The organism is Simplicispira sp. GW247-4R2A (genome assembly GCF_059424465.1).
In genome coordinates this window covers 170,244-185,017 of sequence record NZ_JBWKZM010000003.1, presented here as the reverse complement: position 1 = coordinate 185,017, position 14,774 = coordinate 170,244, and the positions used below count along the sequence as shown (strand labels likewise).

Here is a 14,774-nt window from a genome sequence, read left to right as displayed (position 1 = left end):
TTTTAGCCGGCCGGTGCGGCGTGGCCGTCTGCGTCGGTCAGCAAGGTGTCCACGCCGTACAAAGCGGCCAGGCCCCTGAGGGCAGACGGCAGCCCGGCGACCGCAAACGCCCGGCCGCTGGCAAGCGCAGCACGGCGGCATTCAAGCAGCACGGCGAGGGCAGACGAATCAAACACCTGCATGCCCTGCGCCTGGATGCGCACCGGGACACCCGACGCCAGCGTGGAAATGGCGGCGAGCAAGCGCAAGAGCGCGCCACTGGCCTGGCGCAGCGTCAGCTCGCTTGGCAGGGAAAGGGCATCGGCCAAGGCGTTCAACCTTTTGCCGCGTTGCTCTTGTTGCGCGCGTCCAGCGTTTCAATCAGGCCATCAATGCCGTGGGCGTTGATTTCCTGGGCAAACTGGCTGCGGTAGGTCTCCACCAGCCATACGCCGAGCACGTTGAGGTTGTAGATTTTCCAGCCGGCGCCCTCACCAGGCGTTTTTTCCAGCCGGTAATCCAACTGCACCGGGTCGCCCCGGCCGCGCACTTCGGTGCGCACCAGTACATCCGTATCGTCCGGCGCTGCGCGCAGCGGCTTGACGACCACGGTCTGGTCGCCCACCTGGGCCAGAGCGCCGGAGTAGGTCCGGATCAACAGCGTCTTGAACCCTTGCTCCAGCTGCTGTTGCTGCTGCGCTGTGGCGCGGCGCCAGGCCGGCCCGACGGCAGCGGCCGTCATGCGGCGAAAGTTCACGTTGGGCATCACGCTCTTGTCCACCAACGCAATGATGCGGTCCAGGTTGCCGTTTTTCAGCGCAGGGTCGGCACGCAGTTCGGCCAGTACCTCATTGGATATCCGGCCCACCAAGGCATCGGGCGCCTCCTGGGCCGCGAACGCGGGCCCGAACGCCAGCGCTGCCAACACGACAGCCGCAAGGCGGCCAATCAAACGTCTTTGCATGAATCACTCCTTCCAAACCGCTTCAGGCGGGTGCTATGGCACGGATTATCTCGGGTAAACCCTTAACGCGTCGGCCAACGGCCCGAATGCAGGCAAGCGGGGCAGGCTGCGTTCTGGCTGCGCCCTGACGCGCCAGATCTCAATCCGGCTCAGGGGGGAGCCGGCCGTCGTTGACGGGATGAGAGGCACTGGGCCGGCGGCGACCGTTTTCTTCACGGCGCACCTGCAGGTAGACGTCGCGGGTAAAGCTGTACTTGTCCAGCGCGGCATCGTCCAGCACGCTGCCCGCACGCAGCAGGTTGGCACGCGCGTCCACTGCGCGCAGCGCATACAGACTGTTGCGGGCGGAAACCGGATCCACGGTGGTGAGCAGGTTGCCGCTCATGTCCACGGGCAGCGCCACGGTGTCGCGAATCGTCGAGGGACCAAGAACGGGCAGCACGAAATACGGCCCGGTGGGCACCCCCCAGCGGCCCAGCGTGAGGCCGAAATCCTGCTTGTAGCGGTCAATACCCATCTCGCTGGCCACATCGAGTATGCCGGCCAGACCCATGGTGCTGTTGATGGCAAAACGGAAGAAGCTGGAGACAGCCGGCTCCAGGCGCAACTGCAGCGAGTTGTTGACGAACGACCAAGAGTCACCAATGTTGGCAAAGAAGTTGCTCACCCCGGTGCGCACCAGCATCGGCGTCAATTCCTGGTACGTGGTGGCCACGGGCTTGAGCACGGCGTTGTCGACGGCGTCGTTGAACTTCGTCATGCTGCGGTTGTAGGGCTCCAGCGGATCGTCCCGATTCACGTTGGGGCCGCTGGCACAGCCAGCCATCAGGCTGCCACACAATGCCAAAAGCAACGTCGGTGTAGACAAAGGGCGAAGAAAAGGGTGTTTCATTTTTTTGCTGTGCTGTCGGTGGCAGGCGCTCCGTCAGCGGCCTTGCTGTAGAGGAACTGGCTGATCAGGTTTTCGAGCACCACGGCGGATTGCGTCGCCACGATGCGATCGCCTGCGGCCAGCATTTTTTCATCGGCGCCGGCCTCAATGCCCAGGTACTGCTCGCCCAGCAGGCCGCTGGTGAGAATCTTGACCGAACTGTCCTTGGGAAAAGCATAGCGGTCCTGCAGCTCAAGCGTGACGCGTGCCTGGTAAATTTTGTCGTCAAACGTGATCGACGCCACACGCCCAACGACCACGCCGGCGCTGCGCACCGCTGCGTTGGGCTTGAGCCCGCCAATGTTGTCAAAACGGGCGGTCACCTGGTAGCCACTGCGAAAATTGAGCTGCAGCAGATTGGCCGATTGCAGCGCCAGAAACACCAGCGCCGCTGCCCCGAGCAGGACAAAAAGCCCAACCCAAACATCTGTTCGCGACTTTTGCATTGAAGATTCCTTGATTTGCGGGGCTTTTAGAGGCTGAACATCAGCGCCGTCAGCACAAAATCCATCGCCAGCACCGAGAGCGATGCCACCACCACGGTGCGCGTGGTAGCACGCGCCACGCCGTCCGGCGTCGGCTTTGCGGTGTAGCCCTGCAGGAGGGCGACAAAGGTGACGATGAAGCCAAACACCACGCTTTTCACGACCCCGTTGCCGACATCGCGGAAGACATCCACCCCGCCCTGCATCTGGCTCCAGAACGAGCCGTTGTCAATACCGATCATGCCCACGGCCACCCACCAGCCACCCACCACACCGATGGCGCTAAAAACGGCAGCGAGCACCGGCATGGCGACCACGCCAGCCCAGAAACGCGGCGCGAGAATGCGGCGCACCGGGTCCACCGCCATCATCTCCATCGCGCTGAGCTGCTCGCCCGCGCGCATCAGGCCGATCTCGGCTGTCAGCGAGGTGCCGGCACGGCCAGCAAACAGCAACGCGGTGATCACTGGCCCCAGCTCGCGCAGCAGGCTCAGCGCCACCAACTGACCCAGCGCCTCGGTGGAGCCGAACCCTTCCAGGGTGTAGTAGCCCTGCAGCGCCAGCACAAAGCCCACAAACAGGCCCGAGACGGCAATGATGCCGAGTGAAAAGTTGCCCAGAAAATGGATCTGGTCGCGCACCAGAGCCGGCCGCCGGGCCACCGCCGGCAGCAGCAGCACAAGGCGCACGAACAGGCGCGCAGCGCTGCCGATACGGCCCAGCAGGCCGCGCGTCGCAAAACCTACGTCTGCGGGCTTGAACCAGCTCATGCGCCCCTCCCGGCGCGCGCGCCAAAGTCTTCCTCGATCCCGGGGCCCGGGTAATGAAACGGCACCGGCCCCGTGGGCAGCGCGTGCACGAACTGGTGCACCAGAGGGTCGGTGCTGGCACGCACCTCGTCGGGCGAACCCTCTGCCGCCACGCGGCCTGGGCCGAGGATGACGATGTGGTCGGCCAAACGAAACGTAGCCTCCAGATCATGGGACACCAGGATAGTGGTCAGCCCCATGGCGTCGTTCAGATGGCGAATGAGCTCGGCCGCCGTGCCCAGCGAGATCGGGTCCAGCCCGGCAAAGGGCTCGTCGTACATCACCAGTTCGGGGTCCAGGGCAATGGAGCGCGCCAGCGCGACGCGACGCGCCATGCCGCCGGAGATCTGTGATGGCATGAGATCGCGCGCGCCGCGCAGGCCCACGGCATGCAGCTTCATCAGCACAATGTCGCGCACCAGCGCCTCGGACAGATCGGTGTGCTCGCGCAGCGGGAAGGCCACGTTGTCAAACACGGTGAGGTCGGTGAACAGCGCGCCGTACTGGAACAGCATGCCCATGCGCCGGCGCGCACGGTAGAGCGCAGCGGTGTCCATGGCCCCCACGTCCTCGCCATCAAACAGGACAGCGCCCTGGCCGGCACGCTGCTGGCCCCCTATGAGGCGCAGCACGGTCGTCTTGCCGCCCCCCGAGGCTCCCATGATGGCCGTGATCTTGCCGCGTGGAACGCACAGCGACACGCCGCTGAGCACCTCACGCTCCCCATAGCCGAAATGCACCCCGCGCAGCTCCACGAGCGCATTTTCAGTGGGAGTGGTCGGCATGGACATGGAAAAATGGGCAGGATGGAAGGCTGCGGCAAACCGCCCATCATAGGGGAATTACGGATATCCTTCCTGAGGCCTACTGCTGCGGGCTATACTTTTTGGTTCTGGTGCTGGGTGGATTCAAGAGGCATGCAAGAACGTGTTCACGAGCTCCCAGGGGGCCGCGCAGTGGTCTTTGCCCCGACGCCCCGCGCGCCACGCCGATCCGAGGGCGCAGGCTCCGCTTTCCCCCTCGTTTCCCTGCTGCCAGCGCGATGTGCACGGCGCGAGCGTTCGTCGGCGCGCCGGTTTTTGCCATCCGCAAGAATAAGGACCTCCGCCCCATGCAATCTGTACCCACTGCCGCGGATACGCTGCGCCCGCTCGGTCGCCAGGCGAGTGGCCTGCATCTGATTGGCGACCTCTATGGCTGCCTGTGTGACAGCCAACTGATGCGCGACGCCCAGCACCTTGAACAATTTTGCAAGGAGCGCGTGGCCGCCGCCGGTCTGACCGCAGTGGGCGCCTTGTTCCACAGTTTTGGCGAGGGTGGCGGCGTCACCGGCGTGGTGGTGCTGGCCGAATCGCACCTCTCGATCCACACCTGGCCCGAGGCAGGCTACGTGACGCTGGACGTATACGTCTGCAACTATTCGGCCAACAACCGGCCCAAGGCGCAGCAGTTGTTTGACGACATCCAAGCCGCGTTCAACCCGGCCGACCCGCACCTGCACCGTGTCGAGCGGGCGTGAACATGAGGCATCCCCCTGAGTCGCCTTCCCCCTTCTTTCGAATCGCTTGGCGCTTCGGGAAGGGGGACAACGCCAGCGCGGCGGGGCGGCCCTTGCGCGGCGTTCACTGGTTTTTGGGCGCGCTCGTTTCAACGGTTTTGCCTTTTTAGACAGCAATGACCCAACCGCGATACCTAGCCGAGCGGCTGACGCCCGACTTCGGTTTCTATTTGCGCGAAGGTGAATTGCTCGCCCGCGTGCAGTCGCAGTGGCAGCACATCGAGGTCTTCGACAACGCGCTGTTTGGCCGCGTGATGCGCATCGACGGCTGCTTCATGACCTCGGAGCGCGACGAATTCTTCTACCACGAGCCCATGGTGCACCTGCCTGCCATCGCCCACGGCGGGCCGCGCAGCGCGCTGGTCGTGGGCGGCGGTGACGGCGGCGCTGTGGAAGAGCTGCTCAAGCACCCGGGCATGCAGCGTGTCGTCCTGGCCGAACTCGACGCCGAGGTGATCGCCATGGCGCGGGCCTGGCTGGGCAGCATCCACCACGGCGCGCTGGACGATCCACGGGTCGACATTCGTCTGGGCGATGCACGCGTGTTGATCGAGGCAGGCGGCGAGCGGTTCGACCAGATCGTGCTCGATCTGACGGACCCTTTTGGCCCGGCGCTGGACCTTTATACCGTGGAGTTCTACCAGGCCTGCCGCAAGCGGCTTGCGCCCGGCGGCGTGCTGTCGCTGCACCTTGGCTCACCCATCCACCTGCCTGGCTCGATGGCGCGCATCGCCGCATCGCTGCGTGCGGCATTCCCCATCGTGCGCCCCTATCTGCAGTACGTGCCGCTGTACGGCACGCTGTGGTGCATGGCCATGGCGTCCGAGAGCACCGCCCCCGCGCTGCTGGATGCGGCAGCAGTCGATGCACGCATCGCCGAGCGTGGGCTGGCGGATTTGCAGCTCTACAACGGCGCCGTGCACCAGGCCCTGCTGGCCCAGCCCAACTTCGTGCGCCATTTGCTGGCGCGCCCAGCGCAGCCCATCCACCGCGGCGGCAGCCTGCCCGAAGCCATGGACCCAGAGGATCTGCCAAGGGTTGCCGTGCTTCCTGCCTAAGAGTCTGTTCAAAGCGCCGGAGCACAAGCAAAATATGGCTCCAGCGCTTATCCAATAAGCGCCTGCAGCTACAATAACAAGAGCATTTGACTACAGCATGTGCTGCAGAAATGCCCGCGTGCGTGCGTGCTGCGGGTGAGCAAAAAAGTCAGCTGCGCGCTGCGCCTCGATCAGCTCGCCCTGGTCCATGAAGACCACGCGGTGGGCCACCTCGCGCGCAAACCCCATTTCGTGCGTGACCACCAGCATGGTCATGCGTTCTTCAGCGAGCTGGCGCATGGTGCGCAGCACCTCACCGGTCAGCTCCGGGTCAAGCGCCGAGGTCGGCTCATCGAACAGCATGATGTCGGGCTCCATCGCCAGCGCGCGGGCAATGGCCACGCGCTGCTTTTGCCCGCCCGAGAGCCGCGCAGGGTAGCTGCCTGCCTTGTCCTTGAGCCCGACCTTCGCCAAGAGCGCCTCAGCCCGCGTACGCGCCACATCGCTCGCCAGACCCAGCACATCGACTGGTGCCAGCGTGATGTTCTCCAGCACCGTGAGGTGCGGAAACAGGTTGAAGTGCTGGAACACCATGCCGGTCTTGCGGCCGATGCGGCGCAGATCGCGTTCGGCCGCATAACTGCAGCGGCCGTCCGCGTCGGTGCTGACCAGGGTTTCGCCTTCGATGGCGATGCTGCCACTGTCGATGGTTTCGAGGTGGTTCAGGCAGCGCAGCAGCGTGCTCTTGCCCGAGCCCGAGGGGCCGATGATGGCCACCACCTCGCCGCGCGCGATCTCCAGCGACACGCCACGCAGCACCGGCACGCTGCCAAAGCGCTTGTGCAGGCCGCGTGCCTCGATCATGACCTCAGGCGTCTTGCCGTGCATAGCGATTTTCCAGGCGCGCAAAGCCCCAGGTGAGCAGCAGCGTCATGGCCAGATAGAACGCGGCAGCCACAATGAAGGGCGTGGTGGTGAAGTCGCGCTGCACGATGCCGCGCGCGGCCCGCAGCAGGTCGTTGAGCGCCAGCACGTAGATGAGCGAGGTGTCCTTGACCAGCGTGATGGTCTCGTTGCTCATGGGCGGCAGGATGCGCCGCACCATTTGCGGCAGCACGATGCGGCGCATGGTCTGGCGGTAGTTCAGGCCCAGCACGCGCGCCGCTTCGTACTGGCCGCGGTCCACCGCCTCGATGCCGGCGCGAAAGATCTCGGCGAAGTAGGCGGCGTAGTTCAGCGCAAAGGCCAGCACCGCCGCCGGAAAATCGGGCAGGCGAACGCCCACCACCGGCACGAAAGGCAGCGCAAAGTAGATGAACAGCATCTGCAGCATCAGCGGCGTGCCGCGCATCAGCCACAGATAGCCACTGACCGCCGTGCGCAGCAGCGCCCAGCGCGAGAGCCGTGCCAGCGCCAGCACCAGGCCCAGCGGCAAAGCCAGCGCCAGTGTGATGAAAAAGAGCTTGAGCGTGACCTGCGCGCCCTGCCACAGCGGCGCCAGCATCGAGAGCAGGTAATCCATGCAGTCCTTCGCAGCACGCGCCGAGGCGCGCGTGGGGCAAGCGGGGGGTTATTTGGTGATGTCCTTGCCGAACCACTGGGTGGCGATTCGGGCCGCCGTGCCGTCCTGCTTCATGCCGGCAAGAGACTGGTTGAGCTTGGCGAGCAGGTCGGTGTCGCCCTGGCGCACGCCGACACCGTATTCCTCGGTGCCGAAGTTTTCATCGAGCACCGCGTAGTCCTGCGGTTTCTTGGCGACGTAGTAGCGGCCCACCACCTCGTCCACCACTACGGCGTCAAGCCGACCGGTGCTCAAATCCATCAGCGCGGTGACGTTGTCGCCAAAGGTCTTGAATTCCTTGAACGACTTGAAGACCGCGTCGTCCTTCTTCACGGCATCGACCGCGCTGCTGCCGTCCTGCGCGCCCACCACCTTGCCAGCCAGATCGGCCTTGGTCTTGATGGGCGAGGCCGCGGCCACCACCACGATCTGGTGGTTCTCCATGTAGGGCGCCGTGAAGGCAATGTTCTTCTTGCGCTCTTCGGTAATGGTCAGGCCGTTCCAGAGCACATCGACACGCTTGGCCGAAAGCTCGGCCTCCTTGGCGCTCCAGTCGATAGGCTTGAACGCCACTTCCACGCCCATGCGCTTGGCCGCCTCGCGTGCCATGTCGATGTCAAACCCCACCAGTTCGTTCTTCTCGTCGCGAAACCCCATGGGTGGGAAGTTGTCGTCCAAACCGACGACGATTTTGCTCACCACTGCCGGCGTTGGCGCAGCGGCCGTGGCGCTTGGCGCAGCCTCTTGCTTGCCGCAGGCGACCAGCAAGGCACTGAGAGAGAGGGCGATCAGGGCGGAACGTTTGTTCATGTCAGGGGAATCTGCTTGGAAAAACCCAAGATTGTCCCAGACAGGACGGCCCGCAACTCCAAAAACGGTTGGCTGCCTATGGGGGTTTGGTGGGATTTACTATCCAAACCATAGCTGCTAGCGCTTACTCCATAAGCGCTAGAGGCCATTTTCACCATATTTCTCATGCTACCGGGGCAGGTCGCTCGATCCCATCAGGAACTGGTCCACCGAGCGAGCGGCCTGCCGGCCTTCGCGCCGCGCGCGTCCACACCTTCCCGCCTTGGGCGGTTCGAGAAGGCCGAACCCGGAACGTCTTAGCGGGGCAGTTCGCTCGATCCCATCAGGAACTGGTCCACGGAGCGAGCGGCCTGCCGGCCTTCCCGAATCGCCCACACCACCAGGCTTTGCCCGCGGCGAATATCGCCCGCCGCAAACACACCCGGCACGTTGGTAGCGTAGCCTCCCTCCTCGGTGCTGGCGCGGATGTTGCCGCGGCCGTCTTTCTCGATGCCAAAGGCGTCGAGCACCGCGGCGACCGGGTTGACGAAGCCCATGGCGAGCAAAACCAGGTCGGCGGTATAGTGTTTTTCCGTGCCTTCCACCTCGGTCAGCTTGCCGTCCTTGAATTCCACCTGCACGGTGGTCAGGCCCTTGACCTTGCCTTTCTCGCCAGTGAACGCCTTGGTGGAGATGGCGAACTCGCGCGTGCAGCCTTCAGCGTGGCTGGAACTGGTGCGCAGCTTGATCGGCCAGTAAGGCCAGGTCAGCGGCCGGTTCTCGACCTCGGGCGGCATGGGCATGACTTCGAACTGCGTGACGCTGGCCGCGCCGTGGCGGTTGCTGGTGCCCACGCAGTCGCTGCCGGTATCGCCGCCACCGATGACGATGACGTGCTTGCCATCGGCGCGGATCTGGCCCTTGAGCTTGTCGCCAGCGTTGACTTTGTTCTGCTGCGGCAGGAATTCCATCGCGAAGTGGATGCCGGCGAGGTCGCGCCCTGGCACTGGCAGGTCGCGCGACTGCTCGGCGCCACCGGTCAGCAGCACGGCGTCAAAGTCCTGGCGCAGTTGCTCGGGCGTGATGGTTTCCTTGGCCCAGTTGTTCACCTTGGAGTCCTTGCCAAGGCCCTCCTGCGCACTGCCGACAAAAACGCCGGTGCGAAACACCACGCCCTCGGCCTCCATCTGCGCCACGCGCTTGTCGATGTGCACTTTGTCGAGCTTGAAATCCGGAATGCCGTAGCGCAGCAGGCCGCCGATGCGGTCGTTCTTTTCGAACAGCGTCACGTCATGGCCCACACGCGCAAGCTGCTGCGCTGCGGCCATGCCCGCTGGCCCTGCACCCACCACGGCAATGCGCTTGCCGGTCTTGTGCTCTGGCACTTTGGGTACGACCCAGCCATGCTCCCAGGCGCGGTCGATGATGGCGTGCTCGATGCTCTTGATGCCTACCGCATTGTCGTTAATGTTGAGCACGCAGGCCGCCTCGCACGGGGCGGGGCAAATGCGGCCGGTGAACTCGGGGAAGTTGTTGGTCGAGTCGAGCACCGTGAACGCGCTCTTCCAGTCGCTCTGGTAGACCAGATCGTTGAAATCCGGAATGACATTGTTGACCGGGCAGCCGCTGACGCAAAACGGCGTGCCGCAGTCCATGCAGCGCGCACCTTGCACCTTGGCCTGCGCATCGGTGATACCGATGACAAATTCCTTGTAGTTCTTGACGCGCTCGGCCGGGGGCGGGTAGCCCTCTTCGATGCGGTCGTACTCCATGAAACCAGTGATCTTTCCCATGTTCTTGTCCTCGTGAGGGTTCAATGGCTTACTTGGCAACCACGGCGGTCGGCTCGTGCTCTGCCACGGACGGTGTGGCAGGGTCTTCCAGCACCTGGCGTTCGTACATTTCCGAGAGCGCGCGCTTGTATTCGGTGGGGAACACCTTGACGAATTTGCTGCGCGACGCCGCCCAGTTGTCCAGCAGCTCGCGGGCGCGCTTGCTGCCGGTGTAGCGGTTGTGCTCTTCGAGCAGGCGCTTGAGCTGCTCTTCATCGCTCTGGCCCTGGTGCCAGGTGGAGCGCGCATGGCTGGCTTGCTGCTCGTCGTGCGGCAGGATGCGCTCCAGCGTCACCATGGCCATGTTGCAACGCGTGTCGAATTGGCCGTCCTCGTCGTACACATAGGCCACACCGCCGCTCATGCCAGCGGCAAAATTGCGACCAGTCTTGCCCAGCACCACCACGGTGCCGCCTGTCATGTACTCGCAGCCATGGTCGCCCGTGCCTTCCACCACGGCCGTGGCGCCCGAGAGGCGTACCGCAAAGCGCTCGCCCGCGACACCGGCGAAGTAAGCCGAGCCGCTGGTGGCGCCATACATCACGGTATTGCCGACGATGGTGTTGCGCGCCGCCTCGCCGCGGAAATCGAGGCTGGGGCGCACCACGATACGACCGCCCGAGAGGCCCTTGCCGGTGTAGTCGTTGGCGTCGCCAATCAGGTACAGCGTGATGCCACGGCACAGGAATGCGCCAAACGATTGGCCGCCCGTGCCTTCGAGCTGGATGTGAATGCTGTCGTCGGGCAAGCCTTCGGGGTGCACGCGCGTGACCGCGCCCGAGAGCATGGCGCCCACCGAGCGGTTGACGTTGCGCGCCACCTCGATGAAACGCACGCGTTCGCCCTTTTCAATGGCGGGGCGGCTGCGTTCGATGAGCCTGCGGTCCAGGGTGTGCTCGATGTTGTGGTCTTGCGCCTCGACATGGAAACGCGGCACGTCGGCCGGCACCTGGGGCTGTGCGAACAGGCGTGAAAAATCGAGCCCGCTGGCCTTCCAGTGCTCCAGGCCTTTGCGCATGTCGAGCAGGTCGCTGCGGCCCACCAGATCGTCGAACTTGCGGATACCCAGCTGCGCCATGATTTGCCGCAGTTCCTCGGCGACGAAGAAAAAGTAGTTCACCACGTGCTCGGGCTTGCCCGAGAACTTCTTGCGCAGCACCGGGTCCTGCGTGGCCACGCCCACCGGACAGGTGTTGAGGTGGCACTTGCGCATCATCACGCAGCCCTCGACGACGAGCGGGGCGGTGGCGAAGCCGAACTCGTCGGCGCCCAGCAGCGCCCCGATGGCGACATCGCGGCCGGTCTTCATCTGGCCATCGGCCTGCACGCGAATGCGACCGCGCAGGCGGTTGAGCACCAGGGTTTGCTGGGTTTCTGCAAGACCAATCTCCCAGGGGCCACCCGCATGCTTGATGGACGACCAGGGCGACGCGCCCGTGCCGCCGTCGTGCCCGGCAATCACCACGTGGTCGCTCTTGCACTTGGCGACGCCCGCGGCCACTGTGCCCACACCCACTTCGGAGACCAGCTTGACGCTGATGCTGGCATGCGGCGCGACGTTCTTCAGGTCGTGAATGAGCTGCGCCAAGTCTTCGATAGAGTAGATGTCGTGGTGCGGTGGGGGCGAGATCAGCCCCACGCCCGGTACGCTGTGGCGCAGCTTGCCGATGTAATTGCTGACCTTACCGCCGGGCAGTTGGCCGCCCTCCCCCGGCTTGGCACCCTGCGCCATCTTGATCTGAATCTGGTCGGCGCTGGAGAGGTATTCCGCCGTGACGCCAAAGCGCCCTGAGGCCACTTGCTTGATACGGCTCCTGAGCGAATCGCCGTCCCTCAGGGGCAAATCGACTTCGACGTTCTCGTCACCGATCACGCTTTTCAGGCTGTCGCCCTGCTTGATCGGAATGCCCTTGAGTTCCTGCCGGTAGCGCGCGGAGTCTTCACCGCCCTCGCCGGTGTTGCTCTTGCCGCCCAGGCGGTTCATGGCCACCGCCAGCGTGGCATGTGCCTCGGTGGAAATGGAGCCAAGCGACATGGCGCCGCTGGCAAAGCGCTTCACGATCTCCTTGGCGGGCTCGACCTCGTCCACCGGGATCGCCTTGGCCGGATCGAACTTGAACTCGAACAGGCCGCGCAGCGTCATATGGCGCTTGCTCTGGTCGTTGATGATCTGGGCGTATTCCTTGTAGGTGTTCCAGTTGTTGGAGCGCGTGCTGTGCTGGAGCTTGGCGACGGCGTCCGGCGTCCACATATGCTCTTCGCCGCGGGTGCGCCAGGCGTATTCGCCGCCAGCGTCAAGCATGTTCTCCAGCACCGGGTTGTCGCCGAACGCAGCTTCGTGCATGCGGATGGCTTCCTCGGCGATCTCGAACACGCTGATGCCTTCAACGCGGCTGGCGGTGCCGGTGAAATATTTGGCCACCGTGGCGCTCGAAATGCCAATGGCTTCGAACAGTTGGGCGCCGCAATAGCTCATGTAGGTCGAGACACCCATCTTCGACATGATCTTCGACAGGCCCTTGCCAATGGCCTTGACGTAGTTGTAGATGGCCTTGTCGGCGGACAAATCACCGCTCAAGTCCTTGTGCATGTCGGCCAGGGTTTCCATGGCCAGCCAGGGGTGCACGGCCTCGGCGCCGTAACCCGCGAGCACGGCAAAGTGGTGCACTTCGCGCGCTGTCCCGGTCTCGACCACCAGGCCAGTCGTGGTGCGCAGGCCCTCGTGCACCAGGTGCTGGTGGATGGCCGAGAGCGCCAGCAGCGAGGGGATCGCCACCTGTTCGGCGTTCATCGCCCGATCGCTGATGATGAGGATGTTGGCGCCGCTCTTGATCGCATCCACCGCCTGCGCGCACAGCGAGGCCAGCTTGGCCTCCACACCCGCACGGCCCCAGGCCAGCGGGTAGGTGACATCGATCACGCTGCTGCGAAACTTGCCCTGCGTGTGCCGTGCAATGTCGCGCAACTTGGCCATATCGGCCCCATTGAGTATGGGCTGGCTCACTTCGAGCCGCATCGGTGGGTTGACCTGGTTGATGTCCAGCAGGTTCGGCTTGGGGCCGATGAAGCTGTTGAGTGACATCACGATGGCCTCGCGGATCGGGTCGATCGGCGGGTTGGTCACCTGGGCGAACAACTGCTTGAAGTAGTTGTACAGCGGCTTGTTGCGGCCCGAGAGCACGGCCAAAGGGCTGTCGTTGCCCATGGAGCCGATGGCTTCCTCCCCATTTCGCGACATGGGCGCCAGCAGGAACTTGATGTCTTCCTTGGTGTAGCCAAAGGCCTGCTGGCGATCGAGCAGCGATACCTGCTGCGCGCCATCTGTGCCCTCGCTCGTCGAAAGTGGCGGAACCGACGCCTCGCCGTTCCCAATGCTGTCGAGCTTGATGCGCAGGTTCTCGATCCACTGTTGATACGGCTTGGTGTTGACGATGTTGGCCTTGAGCTCGTCGTCGTCGATCATGCGACCCTGCTCCAGGTCGATCAGCAGCATCTTGCCGGGCTGCAAACGCCACTTGCGCACGATGCGGTTTTCCGGCACCGGCAGCACGCCGGACTCGGACGCCAGGATCACCAGATCGTCGTCGGTAACGCAGTAGCGCGAGGGCCGCAGGCCGTTGCGGTCCAGCGTGGCGCCAATCTGGCGGCCATCGGTAAATACGATGGAAGCGGGACCGTCCCAGGGCTCGAGCATCGCAGCGTGGTATTCATAGAACGCGCGCCGGCGCGGGTCCATGGTGGTGTGCTGCTCCCAGGGTTCGGGGATCATCATCATCACGGCCTGGCTGATCGGGTAGCCCGCCATGGTCAGCAGTTCCAGGCAATTGTCGAACGTTGCGGTGTCGGACTGGTCGGCGAAGCTGATGGGGTAGAGCTTTTGCAGGTCGGCCGCCAGCACGGGCGAGGCCATCACGCCCTCGCGCGCCTTCATCCAGTTGTAGTTGCCCTTGACGGTGTTGATTTCGCCGTTGTGGGCGACGTAACGGTACGGGTGGGCCAACGGCCACTCAGGGAAGGTGTTGGTCGAAAAGCGCTGGTGCACGAGACCAATGGCTGAGACGCAGCGTGCATCCTGCAAATCGAGGTAATAAGTGCCCACCTGGGCAGCCAGCAGCAGACCCTTGTAGATGACCGTGCGGCTGCTCATGCTCGGCACGTAATACTCTTTGCTGTGCTTGAGCCCCAGCGCCTGAATGGCAGCGCTGGCGGTCTTGCGGATGACGTAGAGCTTGCGCTCCAGGGCATCCTGCACGATGACGTCATTGCCACGGCCAATGAACACCTGCCGAAGAATGGGCTCCTTGGCGCGCACCGTGGGCGACATGGGCATATCGCGGTTCACCGGCACATCGCGCCAGCCCAGCAACACCTGGCCCTCGGCCTTGATGGCGCGCTCCATCTCCTGCTCGCAGGCCAGGCGCGAAGCATGCTCCTTGGGCAAGAAGATCATGCCCACGCCGTATTCACCTGCCGGAGGCAGGGTGACGCCGACAGAACCGTCTGGGGCAGCCCCAGCCCGCGCCATTTCCTCACGGTACAGCGCATCAGGGATCTGGATCAGGATGCCCGCGCCATCGCCCATGAGCTTGTCGGCACCGACAGCGCCACGGTGGTCGATGTTCTCCAGAATCTTGAGCGACTGGGTGACGATATCGTGGCGCTTGGCCCCTTTGATATGGGCCACAAAGCCCAGGCCGCAGGCGTCGTGCTCGTTCGAAGACGAGTACAGACCATGTTGTTTCAGATGCTCGATTTCGGCGGCCGTGGTCATGGCGCATTCCTCATTGTTTTCGCAGGGACGCCAAGATTAGTGCATTGCAGCAACTTTG

At 64.1% G+C, this 14,774-nt stretch carries 13 protein-coding genes; 2 read left to right on the top strand and 11 right to left on the bottom strand.

Translation table 11 applies throughout. The annotated features are described in order from the left end of the window. Positions 1 to 2: 2 nt before the first annotated feature. The 6 genes from AC07ZH_RS03875 to AC07ZH_RS03850 form a co-directional block, all read right to left on the bottom strand. Positions 3 to 308 carry an STAS domain-containing protein gene (locus tag AC07ZH_RS03875; protein ID WP_495198624.1) on the bottom strand — a complete coding sequence of 102 codons (306 nt, stop codon included), beginning with the start codon at positions 306 to 308 and terminating at the stop codon, positions 3 to 5. 5 nt (positions 309 to 313) lie between these two features. Then, the gene (locus AC07ZH_RS03870; RefSeq protein WP_119108961.1) at positions 314 to 943 is read right to left on the bottom strand and encodes an MlaC/ttg2D family ABC transporter substrate-binding protein; all 630 of its coding nucleotides are present in this window, start codon (positions 941 to 943) and stop codon (positions 314 to 316) included. Positions 944 to 1,082: 139 nt separating this feature from the next. Next, entirely contained in the window at positions 1,083 to 1,835 is a 753-nt protein-coding gene (locus AC07ZH_RS03865) for an MlaA family lipoprotein (protein WP_495198623.1), read from the bottom strand. Beyond that, complete coding sequence (mlaD, locus tag AC07ZH_RS03860; protein WP_119108963.1) at positions 1,832 to 2,320, bottom strand: outer membrane lipid asymmetry maintenance protein MlaD; 489 nt, start codon at positions 2,318 to 2,320, stop codon at positions 1,832 to 1,834. Before mlaD ends, AC07ZH_RS03865 begins: the two co-directional genes overlap by 4 nt. Before the next feature lie 26 nt (positions 2,321 to 2,346). Next, positions 2,347 to 3,129 carry a lipid asymmetry maintenance ABC transporter permease subunit MlaE gene (mlaE, locus tag AC07ZH_RS03855; RefSeq protein WP_495198622.1) on the bottom strand — a complete coding sequence of 261 codons (783 nt, stop codon included), beginning with the start codon at positions 3,127 to 3,129 and terminating at the stop codon, positions 2,347 to 2,349. Further along, the gene (locus tag AC07ZH_RS03850) at positions 3,126 to 3,953 is read right to left on the bottom strand and encodes an ABC transporter ATP-binding protein (protein WP_495198621.1); all 828 of its coding nucleotides are present in this window, start codon (positions 3,951 to 3,953) and stop codon (positions 3,126 to 3,128) included. The genes mlaE and AC07ZH_RS03850 overlap by 4 nt, the downstream gene beginning before the upstream one ends. 326 nt (positions 3,954 to 4,279) lie before the next feature. Between AC07ZH_RS03850 and speD the strand changes: the two genes are divergently transcribed. Both speD and speE read left to right on the top strand, forming a co-directional pair. After that, positions 4,280 to 4,687 carry an adenosylmethionine decarboxylase gene (gene speD / locus AC07ZH_RS03845; RefSeq protein ID WP_119109468.1) on the top strand — a complete coding sequence of 136 codons (408 nt, stop codon included), beginning with the start codon at positions 4,280 to 4,282 and terminating at the stop codon, positions 4,685 to 4,687. A 155-nt stretch (positions 4,688 to 4,842) separates the two neighbouring features. After that, a complete protein-coding gene (gene speE, locus AC07ZH_RS03840; RefSeq protein ID WP_495198620.1) occupies positions 4,843 to 5,784 on the top strand; it encodes a polyamine aminopropyltransferase in 942 nt (313 codons plus the stop codon). 90 nt (positions 5,785 to 5,874) lie between these two features. On the opposite strand, the gene AC07ZH_RS03835 is transcribed toward speE, so the two are convergent. From AC07ZH_RS03835 to AC07ZH_RS03815, 5 genes are all read right to left on the bottom strand, one after another. Continuing rightward, positions 5,875 to 6,651 (bottom strand): amino acid ABC transporter ATP-binding protein, encoded by a 777-nt coding sequence (locus tag AC07ZH_RS03835; RefSeq protein ID WP_495198619.1) that lies wholly within the window; start codon positions 6,649 to 6,651, stop codon positions 5,875 to 5,877. Next, positions 6,632 to 7,285: an amino acid ABC transporter permease gene (locus AC07ZH_RS03830; protein ID WP_119108966.1), complete on the bottom strand. Its 654-nt coding sequence runs from the start codon at positions 7,283 to 7,285 to the stop codon at positions 6,632 to 6,634. Before AC07ZH_RS03830 ends, AC07ZH_RS03835 begins: the two co-directional genes overlap by 20 nt. Before the next feature lie 48 nt (positions 7,286 to 7,333). Next, on the bottom strand, positions 7,334 to 8,134 hold the full coding sequence (locus tag AC07ZH_RS03825) for an amino acid ABC transporter substrate-binding protein (RefSeq protein ID WP_495198618.1): 801 nt from the start codon (positions 8,132 to 8,134) through the stop codon (positions 7,334 to 7,336). Between the two features lie 296 nt (positions 8,135 to 8,430). After that, entirely contained in the window at positions 8,431 to 9,906 is a 1,476-nt protein-coding gene (locus tag AC07ZH_RS03820) for a glutamate synthase subunit beta (protein WP_495198617.1), read from the bottom strand. A 28-nt stretch (positions 9,907 to 9,934) separates the two neighbouring features. Beyond that, positions 9,935 to 14,716 (bottom strand): glutamate synthase-related protein, encoded by a 4,782-nt coding sequence (locus AC07ZH_RS03815; RefSeq protein WP_495198616.1) that lies wholly within the window; start codon positions 14,714 to 14,716, stop codon positions 9,935 to 9,937. Between the last annotated feature and the right edge of the window lie 58 nt (positions 14,717 to 14,774).

What these genes read in the sequence shown, in the direction of transcription:
- AC07ZH_RS03835 (WP_495198619.1), bottom strand. Translation starts at nt 6,651, where the DNA reads ATGCACGGCAAGACGCCTGAGGTCATGATCGAGGCACGCGGCCTGCAC.
- AC07ZH_RS03870 (WP_119108961.1), bottom strand. Translation starts at nt 943, where the DNA reads ATGCAAAGACGTTTGATTGGCCGCCTTGCGGCTGTCGTGTTGGCAGCG.
- mlaD (WP_119108963.1), bottom strand. Translation starts at nt 2,320, where the DNA reads ATGCAAAAGTCGCGAACAGATGTTTGGGTTGGGCTTTTTGTCCTGCTC.
- mlaE (WP_495198622.1), bottom strand. Translation starts at nt 3,129, where the DNA reads ATGAGCTGGTTCAAGCCCGCAGACGTAGGTTTTGCGACGCGCGGCCTG.
- speD (WP_119109468.1), top strand. Translation starts at nt 4,280, where the DNA reads ATGCAATCTGTACCCACTGCCGCGGATACGCTGCGCCCGCTCGGTCGC.
- AC07ZH_RS03820 (WP_495198617.1), bottom strand. Translation starts at nt 9,906, where the DNA reads ATGGGAAAGATCACTGGTTTCATGGAGTACGACCGCATCGAAGAGGGC.
- speE (WP_495198620.1), top strand. Translation starts at nt 4,843, where the DNA reads ATGACCCAACCGCGATACCTAGCCGAGCGGCTGACGCCCGACTTCGGT.
- AC07ZH_RS03815 (WP_495198616.1), bottom strand. Translation starts at nt 14,716, where the DNA reads ATGACCACGGCCGCCGAAATCGAGCATCTGAAACAACATGGTCTGTAC.
- AC07ZH_RS03865 (WP_495198623.1), bottom strand. Translation starts at nt 1,835, where the DNA reads ATGAAACACCCTTTTCTTCGCCCTTTGTCTACACCGACGTTGCTTTTG.
- AC07ZH_RS03825 (WP_495198618.1), bottom strand. Translation starts at nt 8,134, where the DNA reads ATGAACAAACGTTCCGCCCTGATCGCCCTCTCTCTCAGTGCCTTGCTG.
- AC07ZH_RS03850 (WP_495198621.1), bottom strand. Translation starts at nt 3,953, where the DNA reads ATGCCGACCACTCCCACTGAAAATGCGCTCGTGGAGCTGCGCGGGGTG.
- AC07ZH_RS03830 (WP_119108966.1), bottom strand. Translation starts at nt 7,285, where the DNA reads ATGGATTACCTGCTCTCGATGCTGGCGCCGCTGTGGCAGGGCGCGCAG.